The organism is Bacteroides faecalis, assembly GCF_003865075.1.
GTDB classification, from domain to species: Bacteria; Bacteroidota; Bacteroidia; order Bacteroidales; family Bacteroidaceae; genus Bacteroides; species Bacteroides faecalis.
Window position 1 is genome coordinate 52978 of the sequence record NZ_BHWB01000006.1, and the last position, 24932, is coordinate 77909.

General features: G+C 38.8%; 13 protein-coding genes, 1 tRNA gene and 1 pseudogene. 8 read left to right on the forward strand and 7 right to left on the reverse strand.

Features of this window, described 5'->3' with window-relative positions; all coding sequences use genetic code 11:
* The first annotated feature begins 57 nt into the window (after positions 1–57).
* The 7 genes and pseudogenes from EJF25_RS11895 (at position 58) to EJF25_RS11925 (ending at position 13350) form a co-directional block, all read left to right on the forward strand.
* Entirely contained in the window at positions 58–2340 is a 2283-nt protein-coding gene (locus tag EJF25_RS11895; RefSeq protein WP_125041285.1) for a GH92 family glycosyl hydrolase, read from the forward strand.
* Positions 2341–2396: 56 nt separating this feature from the next.
* Positions 2397–3335, forward strand: coding sequence for an endonuclease/exonuclease/phosphatase family protein (locus tag EJF25_RS11900; protein WP_125041287.1), 939 nt, complete (start codon positions 2397–2399; stop codon positions 3333–3335).
* 172 nt (positions 3336–3507) lie between these two features.
* Complete coding sequence (locus tag EJF25_RS11905) at positions 3508–4890, forward strand: glycoside hydrolase family 125 protein (RefSeq protein ID WP_370685719.1); 1383 nt, start codon at positions 3508–3510, stop codon at positions 4888–4890.
* 857 nt (positions 4891–5747) lie between these two features.
* Positions 5748–9347, forward strand: a complete 3600-nt coding sequence (locus EJF25_RS11910) for a beta-sandwich domain-containing protein (RefSeq protein ID WP_125041463.1) — start codon at positions 5748–5750, stop codon at positions 9345–9347.
* Between the two features lie 1411 nt (positions 9348–10758).
* Positions 10759–11718, forward strand: a complete 960-nt coding sequence (locus EJF25_RS11915; protein WP_160119408.1) for a BF3164 family lipoprotein — start codon at positions 10759–10761, stop codon at positions 11716–11718.
* A 108-nt stretch (positions 11719–11826) separates the two neighbouring features.
* Positions 11827–11976: pseudogene (locus tag EJF25_RS11920) on the forward strand (PD-(D/E)XK nuclease domain-containing protein); the annotation flags it as partial.
* 258 nt (positions 11977–12234) lie between these two features.
* The gene (locus EJF25_RS11925; RefSeq protein WP_125041292.1) at positions 12235–13350 is read left to right on the forward strand and encodes an acyltransferase family protein; all 1116 of its coding nucleotides are present in this window, start codon (positions 12235–12237) and stop codon (positions 13348–13350) included.
* Positions 13351–13544: 194 nt separating this feature from the next.
* On the opposite strand, the gene EJF25_RS11930 is transcribed toward EJF25_RS11925, so the two are convergent.
* The 5 genes from EJF25_RS11930 to EJF25_RS11950 form a co-directional block, all read right to left on the reverse strand.
* A complete protein-coding gene (locus EJF25_RS11930) occupies positions 13545–15803 on the reverse strand; it encodes a GH92 family glycosyl hydrolase (protein WP_125041293.1) in 2259 nt (752 codons plus the stop codon).
* Between the two features lie 40 nt (positions 15804–15843).
* Positions 15844–18108: a GH92 family glycosyl hydrolase gene (locus tag EJF25_RS11935; protein WP_125041295.1), complete on the reverse strand. Its 2265-nt coding sequence runs from the start codon at positions 18106–18108 to the stop codon at positions 15844–15846.
* Positions 18109–18249: 141 nt separating this feature from the next.
* The gene (locus EJF25_RS11940; protein WP_125041296.1) at positions 18250–18921 is read right to left on the reverse strand and encodes an RluA family pseudouridine synthase; all 672 of its coding nucleotides are present in this window, start codon (positions 18919–18921) and stop codon (positions 18250–18252) included.
* Positions 18922–18930: 9 nt separating this feature from the next.
* Positions 18931–19677 (reverse strand): 3-oxoacyl-[acyl-carrier-protein] reductase, encoded by a 747-nt coding sequence (gene fabG, locus EJF25_RS11945; RefSeq protein WP_125041298.1) that lies wholly within the window; start codon positions 19675–19677, stop codon positions 18931–18933.
* A gap of 16 nt (positions 19678–19693) precedes the next feature.
* Complete coding sequence (locus EJF25_RS11950) at positions 19694–20284, reverse strand: TetR/AcrR family transcriptional regulator (protein WP_125041300.1); 591 nt, start codon at positions 20282–20284, stop codon at positions 19694–19696.
* Positions 20285–20519: 235 nt separating this feature from the next.
* Between EJF25_RS11950 and EJF25_RS11955 the strand changes: the two genes are divergently transcribed.
* Positions 20520–20592 (forward strand) — tRNA-Met (locus tag EJF25_RS11955).
* Between the two features lie 416 nt (positions 20593–21008).
* On the opposite strand, the gene EJF25_RS11960 is transcribed toward EJF25_RS11955, so the two are convergent.
* Both EJF25_RS11960 and EJF25_RS11965 read right to left on the reverse strand, forming a co-directional pair.
* On the reverse strand, positions 21009–21908 hold the full coding sequence (locus EJF25_RS11960; protein WP_125041302.1) for an AraC family transcriptional regulator: 900 nt from the start codon (positions 21906–21908) through the stop codon (positions 21009–21011).
* Positions 21909–22094: 186 nt separating this feature from the next.
* A complete protein-coding gene (locus tag EJF25_RS11965; protein WP_125041304.1) occupies positions 22095–24824 on the reverse strand; it encodes a family 78 glycoside hydrolase catalytic domain in 2730 nt (909 codons plus the stop codon).
* Between the last annotated feature and the right edge of the window lie 108 nt (positions 24825–24932).

Consider the following 24932-nt stretch of genomic DNA (forward strand, 5'->3'; position numbering starts at 1 on the left):
CTGTATTCTCCCTATTTTCGTCGTAGAAACTATTTAAATATATAATTTTATTGATTCATGATGACACATTTATCATTTAAGCACCTGCTAATTTGGGGAAGTGCTGTATTCTGTAGTCTGCAAGTTTCTGCCATCAAAAATCCGGTAGACTATGCAAGTACCTTGGTAGGTACACAATCTAAGTTCGAACTTTCTACGGGAAATACATATCCCGCCACGGCGCTACCATGGGGAATGAACTTCTGGACACCGCAAACCGGTAAGATGGGAGACGGTTGGGCTTATACTTACAATGCGGACAAAATCCGGGGATTCAAACAGACCCACCAGCCAAGTCCATGGATGAATGACTACGGTCAGTTTTCCATTATGCCGATTGTAGGAGAGGCAGTATTCGACCAAGACAAACGCGCCAGCTGGTTTTCTCACAAAGCGGAAATAGCTAAACCTTATTATTATAAGGTATATCTTGCCGATCATGATATTACTACTGAATTAGTGCCAACTGAACGTGCCGTTATGTTCCGTTTCACCTTTCCGGAAACAAAGGACTCATACGTTGTTATCGATGCGTTCGATAAAGGTTCTTATGTAAAGGTTATGCCCGAAAAGAACAAGATTATTGGTTATACAACCAGAAACAGTGGGGGTGTGCCCGAAAATTTCAAGAATTACTTTGTAATTGAATTCGACAAACCGTTCACATTCACTTCTGCCGTTAAAGATAACGAGATTCTTACTAACGAAAAAGAAGTACAGTGTAATCACGCCGGAGCTATTATTGGATTCGCAACTAAAAAGGGAGAAACAGTTCATGCCCGCATTGCTTCCTCTTTCATCAGCCCCGAACAGGCAGAATTAAATCTCAAAGAACTGGGAAATAACAGTTTTGACCAACTGGTTGCCGAAGGAAGAAACATCTGGAATCGTGAAATGAGCAAAATAGAAGTAACAGATGACAACATCGACAATCTGCGTACTTTCTACTCTTGCTTGTATCGTTCAATGCTTTTCCCACGTAGTTTCTATGAAATAGATGCCAAAGGACAAATAGTACATTACAGCCCTTACAATGGTAAGGTATTGCCGGGATATATGTTCACAGATACAGGATTCTGGGATACTTTCCGTTGTTTATTCCCATTCCTGAACCTGATGTATCCGTCTATGAATCAGAAGATGCAAGAAGGATTGGTAAATGCCTACAAAGAAAGCGGATTCCTGCCTGAATGGGCAAGTCCGGGGCATAGAGACTGTATGGTTGGCAACAACTCAGCTTCTGTAGTAGCCGATGCTTATATCAAAGGCTTGCGTGGATATGATATTGAGGCTCTTTGGGAAGCATTGAAACATGACGCCAATGCACATCTTCCGAAAACAGCTTCCGGACGTGTAGCTTATGAGGCGTACAATAAATATGGATATGTACCAACCAATATCGGAGTAGGTCAGAATGTTGCCCGTACATTGGAGTATGCTTATAATGACTGGACGATCTATACATTAGGTAAAAAGCTAGGTAAACCGGCAAGTGAAATTGACATTTACAAGCAACGTGCTTTAAACTACCAGAACGTATACAATCCGGAACGCAAACTCATGGTAGGTAAGGATGACAAAGGCGTATTCAATCCTAAATTCAATGCAGTAGACTGGAGCGGCGAGTTCTGCGAAGGCAACAGTTGGCATTGGAGTTTCTGTGTTTTCCATGATCCACAAGGATTAATCAATTTGATGGGAGGCAAGAAAGAGTTCAACATTATGATGGATTCTGTATTCGTAATTCCAAGTAATTTAGGAATGAAGAGTCGTGGTGTAATTCACGAAATGCGCGAGATGCAGGTTATGAATATGGGACAATATGCTCATGGTAACCAGCCTATCCAGCACATGGTTTATCTTTATAACTATTCCGGTGAACCTTGGAAAGCTCAACAAAGAACTCGTGAAATCATGAACAAGCTTTACACAGCCGGTCCTGACGGTTATTGTGGTGACGAAGATAACGGACAAACTTCTGCCTGGTATGTATTCTCTGCACTTGGTTTCTACCCCGTTTGTCCGGGAACAGACCAATATGTGTTGGGAACTCCACTTTTCAAGTCAGTAAAACTACATCTGGAAAACGGAAAGACTGTTACAATCAACGCCAACAACAATAGTATGGATAACTTCTATGTCAAAGATATGAAAGTAAACGGAAAGATGTATAACCACAACTATCTGACACACGATCAGCTGATGAAAGGTGCAAATATACAATATCAAATGAGTCCTGTTCCTAACAAACAACGTGGAACAAATGAAAAAGATGCTCCTTATTCTCTCTCATTTGAATAAAAAGTTGTAATTTTGACACCTGACAATTGATCTATCTACTTTGATAAACTAAAAACATGAAATTAAAAAAACTTTTACTAATCGTCTTAGTCGCTATAGTCTTTTGCAATTGCCAAAGCTATCAGCCGACCCGTTTTACTGTTGCTTCTTATAATCTGAGAAATGCCAACAAGTCTGATTCTGCTAATGGAAATGGTTGGGGACAACGCTATCCTGTAGTCGCTAAAATGGTACAATACCATGATTTCGATATCTTTGGCACACAGGAATGCTTCCTTCATCAGTTACAAGACATGAAAGCAGCTCTTCCCGGCTATGATTATATTGGAGTAGGACGTGATGACGGAAAAGAAAAAGGCGAGCACTCCGCTATTTTCTACCGCACCGACAAATTTGATGTGATAGAAAAAGGAGACTTCTGGTTGTCGGAGACACCGGATGTGCCTAGTAAAGGTTGGGATGCTGTGTTGCCCCGCGTTTGTAGCTGGGGACACTTTAAGTGCAAAGATACCGGATTCGAGTTCCTGTTCTTCAATCTGCATATGGACCATGTCGGCAAGAAAGCACGTGTTGAAAGTGCTTTCCTCGTTCAGAAGAAGATGCAGGAACTGGGAGCCAATCTTCCGGCAATCCTTACAGGGGATTTCAATGTGGATCAGACCCACCAATCCTACAATGCTTTTGTTGAAAAGGGCGTACTTTGCGATTCCTATGAGAAATGCGATTTCCGTTATGCAACGAATGGAACGTTCAACAGTTTCAATCCGAACAACTTTACCGAAAGCCGTATCGACCATGTGTTCGTTTCACCGGTTTTCCATGTCAAAAGATATGGTGTGCTGACTGATACTTACCGTAGTAAAGGTAGTGGGAATAAGGCAGACGCAAAAGACTGCCCGGAGGAGATTACGATCAAGGCTTATCAGGCACGTACTCCTTCGGATCACTTTCCGGTAAAAGTAGAATTGGAGTTTGACAAACGTCATCAAAAGTAAATGGATTGATTTACCCCTAATCGTCTGACACAAAGATATACGAATAAAATGTAACCTTTCCCTCCCTTATGGGAGAATCAGATTACTAATTATTTAAAGAAAAAATAGAATGAACATAACTAAAACACTTTGCCTCTGCATGGCACTTTCCGGAGCTGCCGGCGTACAGGCCATGAACACCTATGAATTTGTCACCAAGCAAGACAATATCCGAGTGACTGATTTTCAGACCAAACGCCCGGAAGCATCCAAACGTTTGTTTGTATCACAAGCAGTAGAAGAGCAGATTGCCCATATCAAGAAATTGCTAACTAACGCCAAGCTAGCCTGGATGTTTGAAAACTGTTTTCCCAATACGTTGGATACTACCGTACATTATGACGGAGCAGACGATACTTTCGTTTATACCGGTGATATCCATGCCATGTGGTTACGTGATTCAGGTGCACAAGTTTGGCCCTACGTACAACTCGCCAACAAAGACCCGAAGCTAAAGAAAATGCTGGCAGGAGTAATCAACCGCCAATTTAAATGTATCAATATCGATCCGTATGCCAATGCTTTCAACATGGGAGCCGAAGGAGGTGATTGGATGAGTGACCTGACAGATATGAAACCGGAACTTCACGAGCGTAAATGGGAGATTGACTCACTTTGTTATCCAATCCGTTTGGCTTATCATTACTGGAAGACTACCGGTGATGCAAGCGTCTTCACAGATGAATGGCTGCAGGCTATCGCAAACGTTCTGAAAACATTCAAAGAACAACAACGCAAAGAAAATCCGAAAGGTCCGTATAAATTCCAACGTAAAACAGAACGTGCACTTGATACTATGACTAACGACGGCTGGGGAAATCCGGTGAAACCGGTCGGACTGATAGCTTCAGCTTTCCGTCCTTCTGATGATGCCACTACTTTCCAATTCCTCGTTCCTTCCAACTTTTTCGCCGTAACTTCTTTACGCAAAGCAGCCGAGATTCTGGAGACAGTCAATCATCAACCTGCTTTAGCCAAAGAATGTACTACATTGGCAGATGAAGTAGAAAAAGCTTTGATGAAGTACGCAGTATACAAGCATCCGAAATATGGCAAAATCTATGCTTTTGAAGTTGATGGATTCGGCAATCAGTTATTGATGGATGACGCTAATGTACCCAGCCTTATCGCTCTGCCTTATTTGGGAGATGTGAAAGTGAACGATAAGATTTATCAGAATACCCGCAAGTTTGTCTGGAGTGAGGACAATCCTTACTTCTTCAAAGGAACTGCCGGTGAAGGTATCGGAGGTCCCCACATCGGATATGACATGATTTGGCCGATGAGTATTATGATGAAGGCATTCACCAGCCAAAACGATGCAGAGATCAAAACTTGCATTAAAATGTTGATGGATACGGACGCTGACACCGGTTTTATGCATGAATCTTTCCACAAAAATGATCCGAAGAAGTTTACACGTAAGTGGTTTGCCTGGCAAAATACGCTGTTTGGAGAATTGATACTGAAACTTGTCAATGAAGGGAAAGTGGATTTGCTGAACAGTATCCAATAATAATCAATTATAAAGCCCTTGCATCCCGTTATCTCAATGAACGAAAGCAAGGGCTTATTTTTTATATCTTAATATTCAAACTCAGGTCCTCCTAACAAAAAACATCATTTTCTCTATCAACCTATCACCAACCTTCTGTATCCATTTATTCATAGTAGTTTCAGAGGGTGATAGGTTATAAACTAACCTATCACCCCATCTATCACCTATCACCCTAAAAACGGTAGAAAAGACAATAAAAAAGAATCACCTGATGAACTAATCGTAACCACGTATAAAATGAAAGCTTCATCCTATGCAAACAAAGTATTCCAAGCTTTGAAACAAAGTGTTCTCCTTAGAGAAACAAAGTGTTCCAAAGCTTGAAACAAAGTGTTTTCATTAGAGAAACAAAGTGTTTTGTACGGTTGAAACACTTTGTTCAAGCAGCTGGAACAACATTTTTATCTAGTTCTTGATTTGAAACAACATGTTCATTAAATAAACAGATGTGTGCAAGATGTTTTATCTTGCACACATCTGCAACATATATCTTGCACACTATCTTCTTTCTGATAATCAGTTTATTAGTAGCATTAAGGTGTAAGGTGCAAGATAATTTCAATTATTATTTCATTGTGTAAGGAGTATCCATAGACATAGGTAATACAACACGATATTACCTTAACTTCCAATCTCCTTACCTTCTTATCGAAAGGTCGTCAATAGAAACCCAAGTAATATCCTTTTCTGCCAGAAAAGTAACTTTTCATGCCACCTTTGTAAAAAACTACGATTCAGACTATCATACCAAATTAATTCTGTTACCTTTGTTGCTATTATTAACATTCAAACATAATAATACCACTAAAAACATGATGAATAAAAAAGTAGCTTTTCTGGCTCTTGCTATGGTTATGAGCGGAGGCAGTTTTGCGCAAAACAGTGCAAAGGGCGAAAAAGCAAAAGCTTACCTTGTTGCTGACGCTCATCTGGATACTCAATGGAACTGGGATATTCAGACAACAATCAACGAGTATGTATGGAACACTATCAGCCGAAACTTATTTCTGCTGAAAAAGTATCCGGATTACATATTCAATTTTGAAGGAGGTGTGAAATACGCCTGGATGAAAGAATATTATCCGGAGCAATATGAAGAGATGAAGAAATTCATCAATGAAGGACGTTGGCATATTGCCGGAAGTAGCTGGGAAGCCAGTGACGCACTAGTTCCTTCCGTCGAATCGGCTATCCGTAATATTATGCTCGGACAAACTTACTATCGCCAAGAATTTGGTAAAGAAGGAACAGACATCTTTCTGCCGGACTGCTTCGGCTTCGGATGGACACTTCCTACCATTGCTTCGCATTGTGGATTGATCGGATTTTCTTCACAAAAACTTGATTGGCGTAATCATCCTTTCTACGGAAAAAGCAAACACCCTTTCACCATCGGACTTTGGAAAGGAATAGATGGAAATCAAGTGATGTTGGCACATGGTTACGACTACAATCACCGTTGGAAAGACGAAGATCTCTCAGAAAGTAAAGAGTTGAAAGATCTGGTAAAACGTACACCTCTCAACACCGTATACCGTTATTATGGTGCGGGAGACACAGGAGGTTCACCTACGCTGGAAAGTGTACGTGCTTTGGAAAAAGGAGTGCATGGAAACGGACCGATAGAGATTATCAGTGCTACCAGTGACCAGCTTTATAAAGACTACCTGCCTTATGACAAACATTCTGAACTTCCGGTATTTGACGGAGAACTGTTGATGGACGTTCACGGTACAGGCTGTTACACTTCACAAGCTGCCATGAAACTATACAATCGCCAAAACGAACAGTTAGGTGATGCAGCCGAAAGAGCTGCTGTTGCCGCTGAATGGCTGGGTGTAGCAGACTATCCCGGACAGGCATTATCAGAATCATGGAAACGATTCATCTTCCACCAATTCCACGATGACTTGACAGGAACCAGTATTCCCCGTGCATACGAATTCTCATGGAACGATGAGTTGATCTCATTAAAAGAGTTTGCAGGAGCACTTACTTCTTCAGTAAATGCCATTGCCAAACAAATGGATACACGTGCAAAGGGTACAGCAGTTATTCTTTATAATGCAAATGCTTTCCCCGTATCCGACCTGGCAGAAATCATCCTTGAAATGCCGAAAGCTCCGAACGGTTTTACTGTCTATAATGCACAAGGCAAAAAGGTTTCTTCACAACTGATTGGCTACCAAAATGGAAAAGCTCATCTGTTGGTAGCAGCTAATATTCCCGCCAACGGATATTCCGTATATGATGTACGTACAGGAGGAGCCGGTAAAACAATCACGCCATCTGCATCCAATACATTGGAGAACTCAGTCTATAAACTTACATTAGACAAAAACGGAGACATTACTTCTCTGATTGATAAGCGTGCTAACAAAGAAATGGTTAAAGATGGAAAAGCAATCCGTCTGGCACTCTTCACAGAAAACAAATCATACTCATGGCCTGCATGGGAAGTATTGAAAGAGACTACAGACCATGATCCGATTTCTATCACAGACGATGTGAAAGTGACATTGGTAGAAAATGGCACGCTCCGTAAAGCTCTTTGCATAGAAAAAAAACACGGGAAATCACTCTTCAAGCAATACATTCGCCTCTATGAAGGTGACCGTGCCGACCGAATCGACTTCTATAATGAAATCAACTGGAACTCACCAAACGCATTGCTCAAAGCTGAATTTCCTTTAAACATCGAGAATGAAAAAGCAACCTACGATTTAGGAATTGGTAGCATTGAGCGTGGAAATAACACTGAAATCGCTTACGAAGTATACGCTCAACAATGGGCTGACCTGACTGACAAGGACAACAGCTACGGTGTGTCTGTAATGAACGACAGCAAATATGGCTGGGATAAACCGAACAATCACACCATCCGTTTGACTCTTCTTCATACTCCTGAAACAAAAGGAAATTATGCTTATCAAGATCAACAGGATTTTGGATTCCACACATTTACTTACAGCATTGTAGGTCACAACGGAGCCCTTAACAAACCTGCAACTGCTATCAAAGCTGAAATCTTGAACCAGCCGATCAAAGCATTCAACAGTCCGAAACATGCCGGAAAATTGGGCAAAGAATTTGCTTTTGTACGTTCAGACAATGATCAGGTAGTAATCAAGGCATTGAAAAAGGCAGAAGTTTCTGATGAATATGTAGTACGCGTATACGAAACAGGTGGTAAAGAAACTCAAAAGGCTACTATTACCTTTGCCGGTGAAATAGAAAATGCTGTATTAGCAGACGGAACGGAGAAAACAATTGGAACTGCCGACTTCAACAAGAATCAATTGAATGTATCTATCAAACCATACAACATCCAAACATTCAAAGTAAGACTGAAGAAAAAAGACGCTGTTGTTCCGGCTATGAAATATGAATATTTACCATTAGACTATGATCGTAAATGTTTCAGTTGGAATGAATTCCGTCATGAGGGTAACTTCGAATCCGGTTACAGCTATGCAGCCGAACTCCTTCCCGACTCTATCCTGACTGCTAATGGTATTTCTTTCCGTTTGGGAGAAAAAGAAGTAGCTAACGGTGTAACTTGCAAAGGTAACGTAATCCAACTGCCCGCAGGAAATACTTATAATCGTATTTACTTCTTAGCAGCTTCTACAAGTACTGACGCTACTGCAACTTTCAACATAGGTAATGCAGCACAAGAAATAACTGTACCTTCTTATACCGGTTTCATCGGTCAATGGGGACACTTAGGACATACGGAAGGATTCTTGAAAGATGCAGAAATTGCTTATGTAGGCACACACCGTCATTCATCACAGAAAGACGAAGCATATGAATTTACTTATATGTTTAAATTTGGCATGGATATTCCTAAAGGTGCTACTGCAATCACTTTGCCCGACAATCCTAATATTGTAGTATTTGCAATGACTTTGGTCAATGAAGAATATCCTTCTGTAACTCCTGCATCCGAATTGTTCCGCACAGCCCTGCAAACAACCGGAACCTCTAATACATCAGCTAAGGTTAACCTATTGAAAGAGGCTAAACTCATCAAATGCTCGGGTGAAGTTAATAAAGAAGAACAGGCTCAATTCGCTATTGACGGAGATTTGGAAACGAAATGGTGCGATATAAACAAAGCTCCCAACTTCATCGACTTCGATTTCGGAAAGGAACAGGAAATTAGTGGCTGGAAACTGGTAAATGCCGGAAATGAAGGTAGTTCATTCATCACTAGTGATTGCTTCCTGCAAGGTAGAAACAATCCGAATGAAGAATGGCAGACAATCGATGCATTAATTGACAATCACAAGAACACAGTGATACGCCAATTCAAACCGGCTTCATTCCGCTATGTCAGATTGCTGATTACACAATCTACACAAGATAACGGACTGAACGCTGCCAGAATTTATGAACTGGAAGTTTACTAAATCGTAAAAAAGAACAGCAAGTAGATTTAGTAACTTTATCTTTGGTGACCGGGGAATTAATCTGTATACGAAAACCTTCGTATACGGATGAATTCCCCGGTCACCTTTTTTATTCCTAAGTACATGACCATACTTACAAGTTTGGTCATTTCAAATAAAGCATTCTCCAGGCAAACTGATTTGGAAATCTGTTTTATCTTTTACTACAATTACCCTTAAACAATCTCTTAATTATTTTTCACTATTCCTTAGTAATACTATAGCTCTAAGGGTGATATAACATTCAACATAATAAGGCCAATTCTATTTTTGATAAAAAATCTTTTTCAAACAAAAACAATCACTTAATATTCTAATACTTATTTGGTAATATATTCTTTTTTTATAACTTTCTAAAGCCAGTACCCTAATCAATGATTATGAGAATCAGTATCATAGCACCTATTTCTAATAAAATTCAATTACTAATTTATATAAGATATAGACTTTTTGTACTCTTATAATCAGAAAATTGAAACTTCAAAAGATAAAAATATTATATCTAGCAATGACCACTAACATCTTTGACTAGTATTTATCAAAAAATTGTTTTTAAATATATCGATGAAATGGATGTTTTTTGAAGAATAAATATTTGGTCCGAAATGGTCCACCTTTTTTATTGGTGCTTTGTTTCTTGTTTTGTACTTTTAGACTCAAATTAATTAATTTTATAGAAAATATTAATAAATAACCAATAACAGATTAATTTCTTGGTTGAAAACATGATAATAATTTTATTAAAAAGAAAAGGATGATGAATTGTAAATTTCACTAAATTAACACTTGTCAGCTTTTCAACTATATAAAAAGGAGATGTAGCAAAGATAGGAAGTATATTATTTAGTAGCAAATGTGTTTTGCTGTTCTGTTGAAAGAATAAATACAGAGTTAGAATGTTAAATAAAAAAACAAACGTAGAAATATGAAAAAATATATTTATATTATATCATGTATATTTTTGATATCATTGATAAGTTATAATTTTTACAAATCTCAATCTATTATAACTAAGACTTTGGCTATTATTAACAATGTTGAAGCGTTAGCAAATAATGACGAAGTAGATTCAGGTAAAATAACTTGCTATTCTAGCTTTACAGGAAAGGGAAATAATGACGCCAATTGTACAGTAAAAGATTGTGGTTCTTGTGCAGATACAAGATGTGTCAGTTATTCAGATCGAGGTAAATGTAAACCGTAAATAAAAGAGGGCTAATTAAAAAGATAAACTTCATACAATCAATTCTTTACACATTCTGTGTTTAAGATAAAAAGTAACTTTTTAGAATCTTGATTAGCCCTTATAAATATAAAAAAAATGAAGATATACACATATATATTTACACTTTTATTATTTATATCATGTACTGTGAAGAAAGATGTTCGAAGGGTTGATATAAATAGTGTGCAATTAGAGCATAGAACATTTGATGAATTTTGTATTGATTCATCAAAAATCCTTTATCCAACGGATATTCATAGTTTTAATAACCACATACTTTTAATAGAGCCAATGACTAACCCCACAATCTCTTTTTGGTCATTGGACAGTTTGAAATATGAGTTTTCATCAGGCTATAAAGGAGGAGGGCCTAATGAATTGATTAATCCTAGAGGTGATTATTTTGCATTGTCAGATTCTAGCTTTTATTTATTAGACTCTAATGTCGAGAGAGAAATAATGGTAAAAGATAGTTCTATTCTAATTTTACTAAATAAACCTATAATTATCCCCGATGCAATAAACCAATTGGTACATTTAGATAACGGTATTTATATAATGAGTGGCTTAACTACGGGAGAAGGAAAAGAACATTTATTATATAAGGATGGAGAATATACAGATTTTGGAGAGTATATAACAGACGGTTATTTGAATGGAACAGAATTAGCAATTTTTAATTATAAATTCACTGCAGGATTACAAGAGAAAGGAGTGATTTTAGACTTTTACCAATATCGTAATTTAATTCGACAATATAATATTTATGGGGAATTACTTCAAGAGATATGTTTGGAAGGTATTGAAGATAAAAAAAATGTATTTGACAAAATTAACGACGGTAGTATTCAACCGTATAGGGGAAAGGTCTTTGCTACTAATGATAAAGTGTATTCATTATATTATGAACATGTTACAAATAATCAGTTGTATAATGAAGGAGGCAAAATAATTCCGGAGTTGCAAATATGGAGTTGGGAAGGAGATTTACTTAGAAGAATTTGTTTTAATAGACCATTCCGTAAATTTACTGTTATCAATAATAAACTGTATGCATTAAGTGTTGATGAACCATATTCTATTTATGTTTATGAAATAACGAAATAAAAAATATCCAGCATACACTATAATAGGGGGTTAATGTCCTTTACCACATACTTTTGTTCAAAGAAATTATAAAGTGAGCAAAGCTGTGTCTAATGCGATTGGTATGAGAACGGTACAGCTGAGGAAGCTTTACAGCAAATCAACGATAAACATTATATCTTACCTTTTGAACTCAACAACAAAAAGGTTTTCAAAATTGGTGTGAATTTCAGTCCTACAACACGAAATATCGAAAAATGGTTGGTAGAAGAGAAATAAAAGCTAGAACATTCGAATCGTTATCAGCATGCTTACAGATGCCTAAAAAGAAACGAACCGAAAAACAAATCAAAAGAAAAGAGTTCCATAAACAAACATTTTGCATTATACACATAGCAAAATCGTTCATATTACAAACTTTATACGAAAAAAGTTCATTTTTCATGCAGATAAATATGCACTAAAAGAAATAAATTACTATTTTTATCGTAAATTTTATACTTAGTTCTAATTTACATTAAAAACACACATTTATCCATGGAACAAAAAAAATCGAACAGACTTCATTCGTTAGATGCACTGAGAGGATTTGATATGTTTTTCATTATGGGAGGTGCCGGACTTTTGGGTGCCCTATCGCAGATATGGAGTAATCCTGTGACAGACTGGCTCGCTATTCAAATGCAACATGCTGAATGGGATGGATTTCAACATCATGATATCATCTTCCCACTGTTTCTTTTCATTGCCGGGATCTCTTTTCCCTTCTCATTAGCTAATAAACTGGCTAAGAACGAAACTAAATTCCAAATCCAGAAAGATATATTCCGTCGTGGAATTATCCTTTTTCTACTAGGAATACTTTATAATAACGGGCTCAACTTCGATTTCCCTCATATGAGATATATGAGCGTACTTGGACGTATCGGTTTGGCATGGATGTTCGGAGCATTGATCTACACGGACTTTAAGCAACGGGCACGCCTTATTTGGATAGCAACTATATTAGTGGGATATTATCTCTTAATTGCTTTCGTCCCAGCTCCCGATGCTCCTGCCGGAGCGAGCAATTTCAGTCCACAAGGGAACTTTGCGGGATGGATAGACCGTATACTGTTGTTCGGAACTTGGGCGGGCAAATATCAGGACCCTGAAGGAATCCTAAGCACTATTCCAGCTATTGCAACCGCTCTATTGGGAATGCAAGCAGGACGATTCATAAAATGGGAAACAGACAAAGTTACTCCTGCAAAAAAAGCGTTGTACTTGCTGTTGATCGGCATTGCATTGGTAATCGTTGGACAGTTGTGGGGTGAGTTAATGCCTATCAACAAGAAACTGTGGTCTAGTTCATTTGTATGTTTCGTAGGAGGTCTTGGGTTTATACATATAGCCCTATTCTATTATGTGATTGATGTATTGAACTTCAAGAAATGGTCTTTCTTCTTCACGGTTATCGGAATGAATTCTATCACTATTTATCTGGCACAACGGATCATTGGATTTACAAAAGCTTCCGAATTTTTCAGTAAAGGATTCATTGCAATTGTTCCCGATTATCTGAACAGTTTCGTTAGCAGTATTTTCTATATCGGAGTATGTTGGTATTTTCTCTATTTCCTCTATAAGCACAAGATATTCCTAAAAGTGTAGTCTACAATCGAAAGATTCGTACAATAATAAGATTAATTATAATATTTAGGCGAGAATATTCAACCTCCTAAAACAAAAATCGCCGTTATTACAATATGTAGTAACGGCAATTTTATTAACTCAAGTATTTTAAAAAGCCTTTGTTATTATCAATTCAACATTTATTGAATTACCAACTATCTATCGAACTTACATTAGTTCAAAACGATAGGCCGGCTTGCCGGAACCTTACCAAAGTTCTTATTTGGCTTTTTACCCATCACGAATTTCAGGGTACTTCCATTGATAATATCATCATATGTGATATAACTCTTATCGTATGGCTTGCCATTCAAATAAACTTTTTGAATGTAAATATTCTCCTTACTGTTATTCGGAGCCTCTACAGTAAATACCTTTCCACCACGTACTTTCACTTCCATTTTCTTAAAACGAGGACTTCCGAAAGCAAACACGCCATCTGACGGATTTACCTGATAGAATCCCATAGCCGAAAGAAGATACCATGCAGACATCTGACCGCAATCTTCATTACCGATGATACCGTCCGGTTTATCTGTATAAAAGTCATTCATAATGAAACGAACTTTCTCTGCGGCCTTCCATTGCTCACCGGCATACGTATACAAATAAGCAATATGGTGACTCGGTTCATTGCCATGTGCATACTGTCCGATCAATCCGGTAATATCACTGGAAGCACCTTCACCCATACTATCAGTATTTTTAAAGAAATTATCGAGTTTATCTGTGAACTGTTTGTCACCACCAAACAGAGCAATCAGCCCATACGGATCTTGAGGCACAAAGAAGGTATATTGCCACCCATTACCCTCACAGAAATCCCCGACTCCATGAATAGAACGTGCCGGATCGTAAGGAGTCCGCCATGAACCGTCTTCCATCTTCGGACGGATATGGTTAATGGAAGAATCAAAATAGTGCTTATAATAAAGAGCACGTTTCGCGAATGTTTCATAATCGGCAGTCTTTCCCATCTTTTTAGCCATTGCAGCAATTCCCCAATCATCCACAGCATATTCCATGGCGATGGAAGTAGCTTCATGAACTTTATCAGCAGGGATATATTCACGCGCCACTACAAAAGGAATTCCATTCTGTTTTTCATAAGTAGCTGTCGCTTTCATAGCCTGAAGAGCATCTTCGGCATTGAATCCTGTAAATCCTTTCAAGTAAGCATCGGCAATCACCGGAACAGAACTGTAACCGGGCATCTGATTCGTTTCTCCACTCATCAAAGGCCAGATAGGAAGTTTATCCTGTTGGCGGTAAATAGAAAGCATTGAGTTGATCACATCATCTACTCGTTCGGCTTGAGTAATAGTCATCAGCGGATTCAGAGCACGATAAGTATCCCACAGAGAAAGAGTAGTATAGTTTGCTTTCTTCGGATCTGTGTAAATCATATCATTCATTCCCCGATACTGACCATTAACATCGCAAAAAAGTGTAGGAGCGATCATCGTATGATAATGTGCTGTATAGAATACACGTTTGGCAGCTTCATCATCCGATTCGACAATCATTTTCTGTAACTGCTCGTTCCAACGGTCAGCACTCGTTTTCACAACCTTGTCAAAGTCCCAATGAGAAAGTTCCTCTTGCAGATTCATTGCCGCATTGTCGCAACTTACCGAAGATATGGCAACTTTAATCTTTACTTCCTTTACATTACCAAAGGTCAGTACGCTTTTCACAGACTCCACTTTCAACTGATCCCAAGGCTTCGGAGTATTGTCATCATAAGCAGTAAAGTTCTCTATCTTTTTATCACTCTTCAAGACAAAATAGACTTTCCGGCTCGGGCTCCAACCTCTTACATAACGATAACCTTCTACCGTATAGTCATCCACCTTACGGATATAGCTTTCATATGCATTAGTACCATTACCTTCACGCAGGTCGATCAGAATAGAAGCCGGTTTCCCTTCGGGATAAGTGTAACGATGAAAACCTACCCGGTCAGTTGCCGTTAATTCCGCTTTAATATTATATCTATCTAAAACAAGAGAATAATACTCAGGGCGTGCAACTTCATTTGCATGAGAATACTTGGAAGCATATCCATCCCGTATATCATCTTGATTCCCTCTGGGTGTACGGATTTCATTCAAAGGCATAATCAAGACATCCCCTAAGTCGGTACATCCTGTACCACTCAAATGAGTATGTGAAAAACCAATGACAATACTATCGGAATGGTGATAAGCTGAACACCAGTCCCAACCTTTATGGATATTGCTCGGACCGAGTTGCACCATTCCGTAAGGTACACTCGTACCCACAAATACGTGTCCATGATAACCGGAGCCAATAGTAGGATCGACATACTGTAACAATCCTTCGCTCTTTGAATAATCTTTTTGGGCAATTCCGTTGGCCGACATTACCAGCAAACAAGAAGCTGCCATTAATAGCTTAAATGTGTTCATTTGTATTTTGTTATAAATTCATTTTCTATTAGGTCGTTCATTACATTTCAAAAGAAGGCGGCAACGCATCATCTCCGGCAGCCCATGCCTTATTCGGACGTCTACCCATAACAAATTCCAATACCCCGCCCTTCATCAGATCTTCATGGCTAAACCATGACTTATTCCATGTTTTTCCATTTAATTTGGCCGATTGAATATACTTGTTTTCCGGTGCGTAGTTCTTGCAAACCACTTTAAATGTTTTCCCATTACTCAATTGAATGGTTTGTTCTTCAAACACCGGACTTCCGATAACATACATAGGTAAACCGGGAGTTACCGGATAGAATCCCATCATTGAGAACACAACGAATGAAGTCAATCCACCCCCATCTTCATCTCCGGGAATACCCATCAAGTCATTACGGAACCACTGTGTCAGCAAGTTACGGATACGTTTCTGCGTACGCCAAGGTTCTCCTGCGTAATTATACAGATAAGGGATGTGCATGGAAGGTTCATTTCCCATCGAGAACTGACCTACATTACCCGTATGATCGGGAAATTGAGAATAGAAATCGTAACGCGCTTTTCCTAAAGAAGTGTTATACATCCGTTCCAATTCTTCCACAAAACGAGCCTTGCCACCCATCAAATTTACCAGATCATTCACATTATGAGGAACATCCCAACGATATACCCAAGCATTGTTCTCATCATACGATTCACGTCCGCCCATCCCGCTTGAAAAACGATAATCAAATGGTTGAATGAAATTGCCAAATGAATCTTTCGGATGGAAGAAACCGGTTTCCTTGTTGAAAACAGTCTGGTAATTCAAACTTCTTTTCAGGAAATGATCTGCATCTTTCTTGTCACCCAATAGTTTAGCAATATTTCCCAGACACCATTCGTCATAGACGGTTCCCAAAGTAACTGCAATCGGTTGGCGTTTTTCCCAAGAATGAACTTCGGGAACTGTCTCCTTCTCGCCTACTGCAAGCGCAGGAAAATAACCATGATCTTTATAGAACTGATCCAACACTCCGGCCGGCTTGGACGACCAGGGCGAGAGTGTTTTCTCTGTAATAGCAGCCTTACAAACTTTATAAGCTTTCTCCAAATCGAATGAACGCATACCTTTGTTATAAGCATCAAGTACGGTAGCGACACCATGGTTACAGTTCATACGACGGCTATCTCCATTAATTTCAGGAAAAGTAGGCATCCAGTTAGGTTGCAACTGATAAGCCATCCGGATAAATGAATTGACCATATCACTTTCTTTCTCGGCCTCAATGATCAGACGCAACGGATGAGTTGCACGATAAGTATCCCAAATCCAATCATCTACATAGAAAGGAGTGCCTTCGTCATCGTGTATTTTTCCATCATAAGCACTGAAATATTTGCCGTCTTCGGAAATGCAGATCATACGTTCGTAGGTACGATACAATGACGTGTAAAACACAGCTTTCTCATTATCCGTACCTCCGTTCACCTGAATCTTTCCCAGAGTTTCATTCCATATCTTACGTCCGGTATCGGCTACAGATTGTAGATTGTAGTCTTTGATTTCACGATGAAGATTCTTTTCGGCTTGCTCGGCAGAAATAAAAGAGACTCCATAACGAAGATTTATAGAAGAAGTTCCTTTCGGATATTCCATTATATAGAAAGCATTATTTCCCTTAGTTGTCTTATCGTTAGTATCGATAGACGCTCCTTTGTGAGTACCTATTTTAAGCGGAACTTTATCTGTTTCAACATATATATAGACTTGTGTCCGGTTACCTAATTTCTGATAACCACTAATCGACTTGCCATCCGTTTTTAATTCTCCATCGCCTGTATTGAAAATAAGATAGGCAGGCTTATTTGTTTGAGAAAAGTCAATCTGATAAATACCCGACTGATGTGAAGGAGCATACTGAACGTATATCCCGTTATCATCCAGATCTACACTGTAATAATAAGGTTTGATGACTTCATTATCGTATCCGTAACGTATGGTACTTTTAACTTCAGACAATTCTCCCTGATAGGGGCTCAGATTAAATGCGGAACTTCCCCGGTGACTGGTTACAATAAGCGGCAAACCGTTAATCGTATTTCCTGTGAAGTTCTCACGTTCAGGATATACCCTCAACATACTGTTAGGTAAATGAACAGTAGGATAAGTCGGCACCAGCAAGTGACTGATATTTCCAATATACGGATTAACATAATCTACCGGAGCTTTTTCCGGTGAACGATAAACTTTAGCTGTTAGAAATTGGAAAGGGATCAGACATCCCAACAATAGGTACAAAATTTGTTTCATGGTATGATCTACTTGATTAATTAAAGTTTTCATGATGCAAATATAATCGCTATTCCCGAATAAATAAGCTGTCGCTAGAATTTACTAAAGATATGGCAAAGAATTTAACTCTTTTGGCAAAAGAAAAAGGATTTGTACTGATTAAAGCAGTTCAAATCCTTTCCATAAATTTCCTTCGGGAAGAGGAGCTTCGAGTTCTATCTGTACCTTGGAAACAGGATGTATAAATTTCACTTTTCGAGCATGTAAGCAAATACTTCCATCTGGGTTAGACCGTGGAGATCCATATTTCAAATCTCCCTTGATAGGACATCCCATTTTTGCCAACTGGCAACGAATCTGATGATGCCGTCCCGTCTTTAAATCAACTTCCAGCAAATAATAGTTTTCCGAATGTCCGATCAACCGGTAATGTAGAATCGCTTTTTTACTATTCGGCACCTCTTTATCATAAGCATAACTCTTATTTTGTTTTTCATTACGCACCAGGAAATGAATCAACTCACCTTCCGGTTCTTTCGGAGGATTCTTTACTACTGCCCAATAAGTCTTTTTCACTTCACTTGTCCGGAACATTTCATTCAGCCGGGTAAGCGCCTTACCAGTCTTTGCAAAAATAATAAGACCGCTTACAGGGCGGTCCAGTCGGTGGGGTACACCGAGAAAGACATTTCCGGGTTTCTGATACTTCTCTTTCAAGTATTGCTTTACAGTTTCCGAAAGAGGGGTATCTCCCGTTTTGTCTCCCTGGACAATCTCGGAAGCGGTCTTATTGACTACAATGATATGGTTGTCTTCGTATACAACAGTCATTCTGCCTGATTACATATTCATACCACCATCTACCTGAATCACCTGACCCGATACGTAAGATGACATATCTGATGCCAAGAAGGTAGCGATGTTTGCCACATCTTCAGGAGTACCACCACGACGCAAAGGAATCTTCTTTGCCCATTCAGCTCTTACTTCTTCAGAAAGAGAAGCAGTCATATCTGTCAGGATGAATCCCGGAGCAATAGCGTTAGCACGTATACCACGAGAACCAAGTTCCTGTGCGATAGACTTCGCCAATGCGATCATACCAGCTTTAGAAGCAGCATAGTTTGCCTGCCCTGCATTACCATGAACACCAACAACAGATGCCATGTTGATAATGCTACCTGCTTTTTGACGCATCATAACCGGTGTACAAGCATGGATAAAGTTGAACGCTGACTTCAAGTTTACATTGATCACCATATCCCATTGTTGTTCACTCATACGCATCATCAAGCCGTCACGAGTAATACCTGCATTATTTACCAAAATATCAATACGACCGAAGTCTTTATGAATCTCTTCTACAACCTTTGCAGTATCTTCGAAATTAGCAGCATTGGAAGCATAACCTTTGGCTTTCACACCAAATGCTTCAAGTTCCTTAACTGTTTTATCTGCATTTTCATCAATTACAAGGTCAGTAAATGCGATGTTTGCTCCTTCAGCAGCAAACTTCAATGCGATAGCTTTACCAATACCACGAGCAGCACCAGTTACAATAGCTGTTTTTCCATCTAATAATCCCATACTAAAAGTTATTTAATTAAATTTTTGTTCTATGCAGTGCGCCAAACACTATGTTAGACACATATCTATTTCTAGTTTCGTCATCCAAATGGGCACCGATTTGCCCACGAATATAAGGTACTTCAACTCCCTTTACGCAATAATGTACCAATTCGGCCGTCATCTCGACATCATCAATTTGAAATACTCCTTTTGCCTGTCCTTCCAACAGTACTGCTTTGAAAAGCTGTATTTCTTTTGCATCGAATCTTTTCCTGACTTTCTCTACCCGCCATATATCACGAAAGAAGTTTGCACGTAATGTACCGTTTCGATAAACAACTTCTTTCACTGCATCCAACCGGGTATAGATCATTTCCAACATCTTCTCATCCGGAGAAATATCTTTCTCAGCCACCCGCTTCATCATATCCGACAATATATCCAATTCTGATTCCACAACAGCCAAATAAATCTCATCCTTACTTTTGAAATAGGTATAGAGTGTTCGTCTACCTTTTTTAGAAGCAAGAGCGATATCATTCATTGTAGTATTCTCAACACCCATCTTTGCAAAAAGCTGACGGGCTACATCTACTAACTTGGCTTTTGTCTTGGATACGGTCATAGGTTACAAATTGCACATTGCTGAATATTTTGAGCAAAAGTAACTCTTTTCTTTAGACCATACAAGAAAACGGACAAAATATTAACATTTGTATATTAATAGGTGCTAAAAAAGTTCAGGCATTACTTGACTCATTATCAGCCATATATAAATTTAAGCATTACTTTATTGAAAAATATTCTGCAAATAATTTGTTTATCCCAAAGAAAGCCGTACCTTTGCACCCGTTAAACATCGCGGAGTGGAGCAGTTGGTAGCTCGTTGGGCTCATAACCCAAAGGTCATTCGTTCGAGTCGGATCTCCGCAACTTTTAAAAGAATCACTTTTCAAGTGATTCTTTTTTTATGCCGCTCCTTCCTTTTTTGCTTATAATTATCAGGCATTCTATTCCTGAAGATATACATCTAGAAATCTTATTCACAGGCCTTTTCTTAGTTATCAACCGAAACACTCATAAGTTATTAACAGGTTAATTGTCTTATTGCCAACAAGATATCACCATTCCCATATAGTTTTAAACATATGAATCGCTTTTGTTAAACAAACTATTATCAGAACTAAATAAGAGCCCCAATGAGAAAGATTTTCCATGAATTTAGCTACTATACGAAATATGAACAAGCAGCAGTAGACTTCCAGCGTTATCTGGACTAAAACCTCTGCAAGTGTCTTTTTGATGTGCCAAAAGAGAACTCTTGGCCTGTTCCACAGATATTAACACTTTTATTCTTCCCGACCAAAAGAACGGTATTCCAATGGAGTCAGCCCCGTACGCTTTTTGAAAAAAGAAAAGAAATATTCAGTAGACTGAAAACCTAGAAAGAAAGAAATCTCTTTTACCGACTGGGAGGTTCCTACCAATAGCTGTTTAGCCTTACGTAGCTTCAACTCCTGAAAATATTTAGCAGGTGCATAACCAGTATATTCTTTAAACACTCGCCGGAACCATGAATAACTAATATTCAGCCTCATCGCCAGCTCCTCAGGATCCACATTCCCGGAAACATTCTCATTCATTATTATCTTAGCCTGTTCTATCTTCTGATCGACATCGCCCATTTCATAGACTTTGTTTTTAGAAACAGAAAGAACTAATCCCATCATATGAAGCACAATACCGGAAAGATACTGTTGTGCTGAGATTTTATCTGCCTCAGCTACTTCGAGAGCACGAACGAACAAAGACACCAATTCTTCATTAATTCCTATTTCCAATATCTGTTGTTCTTTTGATAAGAAAGCATCATTGACAATTGTATCTATGACAGACCCTTCAAAACCGATGTAATACTCCGTCCATCCTGTCTGCCAAAGCGGACGATACGTATGCCATTGTCCCGGAAATAGAACAATCAGCCTACCTTTACAAACTTGCTTTTCAGAAGTTGAGTCGGAAGTAAACAAACCACGACCTTTGGTTATATAGACCAGTTGATACTCCCGCAACACCCGTCCTTTTTCTGTATTAAAAAAGTAACCGGAAGGATGGTCTTTCAGAGGATAAGGGGAGCCAGGAGGAATTGATTGATAGCCAACAGTATTTACCCACAAACCGAATTTGCGATCCATATCATTCACTATCAAATATTTGAATTCCAGTCCTAAACCATTATCTTCAGTCATACAAGTGTGTTTTCATGCAATTGAATAGACACAAAAGTAGAAATTATTTTCAGAAAAAACACACCAAACAATAAAAAAACATTCGGAAAGTCTGCTTCGACATATCCGAATGTTAAAAAAACAAATCCAAAAGATTATTCACATTCAATATTCCTTCCGATAATTATATCTGAAAGAACATCTTATTTATTGTTCAGAGGCAAACGTATATTTTCCAGAACCCAACTCCACAACCAGTTTACCGTCACGTTCCTTAACGGAATGAATACCCGTCGGATCGTGAGGCACTTTAACATTAAACTTCAAAGGCAATTTAATGGTAGCAGTTGTATTGACCGGAATCGTAATATTCCATTCCAGTTTATCACCATTACGTTTCCAAAAGCTTTCTATTTTACCATAAGGTGAAACATGAGAAGCTGTTACATACGTTAATTTCTCAGGGAATACAGGCTCCATCAAAATCTTTTTAAATCCAACTGAAGACGGATCATTCTTTATACCCGCCAAATCCTCATAAAACCAAATCAACAGATCCCCTAAAAGCATTACATGATTTCTTGAGTTCATAGCCGGATTAGCAGTATCACCATTCCACAATTCCCAGATTGTAGTAGCACCATTCTTAATCATATATCCCCAGGAAGGATAAGTATCATTAGTCACAATCTTATATGCAAGTTCCAATCCACCATATTCGGTAAGTCCGCGCATCAAATGTTGGATTCCCAATACTCCAACGCTTACATGTCCTTTGCAATCATTCTCCGTCTTCTCAACAACATTAGTAAACACCTTTTCTTCATATCCCTCAGGAACCAAGCCAAGTCTGAGAGACAATAAGTTGGCTGTCACTGTATTATTGTCATACTGCGCAGTTTCCCGGTTAAAGAATTTGTTGTTATATGCCTCTTTTATTTTCAGAGCTAGATCTGCATACTCTTTGGCATCCTCCGGCGCATTATTCATCTGTGCAAACTTCTCCATCAACTGCAAGATACTATAGAAAACAGTTGTACTCAACACCTCTCCATTCGTCTTACGTGCAGGATCTTCCGAGTGGATCAAATCCGGTGATTCGGGAGGCATACACCAGTCACCATAAGTATCTTTCATCAAAATATAATCTTTCATGTGGTTATCAACCATATATTGAACCCATCGTTTCATAGACGGATAACGATGTTTGATCGAATAATCATCCCCATACTGTTGATAAAGCATATCGGCTACATAGAAATATGCAGCAGGCCAAGTCACATCATCATTGTAGATAGTCCAATAACGGGGAGATACATCAGAGATACTTCCATTTTCACTCATGGACTCTTCAATATCAATCAGCCATTTCTTATACATCAAAGCATTACCCAAAACAAAACTTTCCCCATAGGCTCCGGTAGTGCGGTCGCCCAACCATCCAAGGCGTTCGTCACGTTGTGGACAATCAGTCGGCATCCCCCGATAGTTTCCGCGGATTCCCCAATAAGCATTCTTATGAAGTTTATTAATCAATTCCTCAGAAGTCTCAAAAGTACCGGTTGTCGCCATTTCATCATAAACAATCTTACCCACAAAATCGGAAACTGAAGGCTCGTAATCCAAACCGGATATCTCTATAAACCGGAAACCATGATAAACAAACGTGGGTTCCCAAACAAACTCACCATCACTTGCCGGAGTATAGACATCCGTCACAAGTGCACTACGCAGATTATCCAGATACAATTCGGTTTCATTATCTTTCAGTACCTCAGCAAAACGCATAGTAATCGGTTTATCTTTTTTACCGGTTAATTTTACTTGCTGCAATCCGACCATATTTTGTCCCATATCGACAATGTATCTTCCCTCTCCTACTGATTTGATTGATACCGGTTTTATTTCCTCCATTACTTTCAAACTCGGAGAAATCTGAGCAACCAACTTACCTTTTGGTGACTCCATCAAATCTACTTTCGTCCATGCGGAATCATCATATCCATTTTCTGTCCACTTACCCAATTCGAGACGAGCATCATATTTCTCACCATCAAATTCATTATTTTCGGTGATAGGACCTTTACTAGTCGCTTTCCAAGATTCATCACTGATAATAGATACTGTTTCACCATTATCATATTCCACATTCAATTGTGCAATGAGACGAGGTAAACCAAAACCATGCATTGAATGTGCACGCATAGAAAGATAACGACCGTTACCCAAAGCTACTCCTACCGTATTAGTTCCATTCTTGATCATAGAAGTAACATCATAAGTCAAATAAGGAACAGAAGCATCATACCATGTAGGAAGCGGACCGAATACATCGTTTCCAATCCTTTCACCATTCATATAACATACAGAAGAGCCTATCCCCGAAACATAAAGCACTGCACGTTTCGGCTTAGATTGCAAATCAAATTCTTTTCGCAAATAGCGAGCCGGCAAAATCGACCTGTCGCCATCCAGCTTCAGATTTATACTATCATTCAATCCGATCCATTGAGCTTTCCAATCCGAATCGTTCAACAAAGCCATCGACCAACTTTGAATGCTACTTTCAGCCTTGTTACCGGTATTTGACCACACTGTGACACGCCAGTAATATTTCTTATTGGACTCAAGAGGTGCTCCTGCATATTCCACCATTGACGATTGATCAGAAACTACATGTCCGGTATTCCAAACCAAATTAGTACTATCTTTCAAATCTTTCTCCGAGGTTGCAACTTCAATCTGATAAGCTGTCTGCATCACATCTTGTTTATCACTTGCCAACAGCCACGAAAAACGGGGATGAAACGTAGAAACGCCCTCAGGATTTTTCTGCATTTCAACAGTAAGTCCGGAGATTTCCAAAGGACCACCATTTTGCACTTTACAACCTACAAATAACAGCACCAACAGAAAAGTTAAAATTGTGTTCTTCATTCTTATGCTTTATCTCCTCCGGTAAAGCCAAACCAGCGTATATTTGACTCTACCGGAAAGTATATTATTAAATAGTTAGTATAAAAGAAGTAAGCACGCTGAACTTAC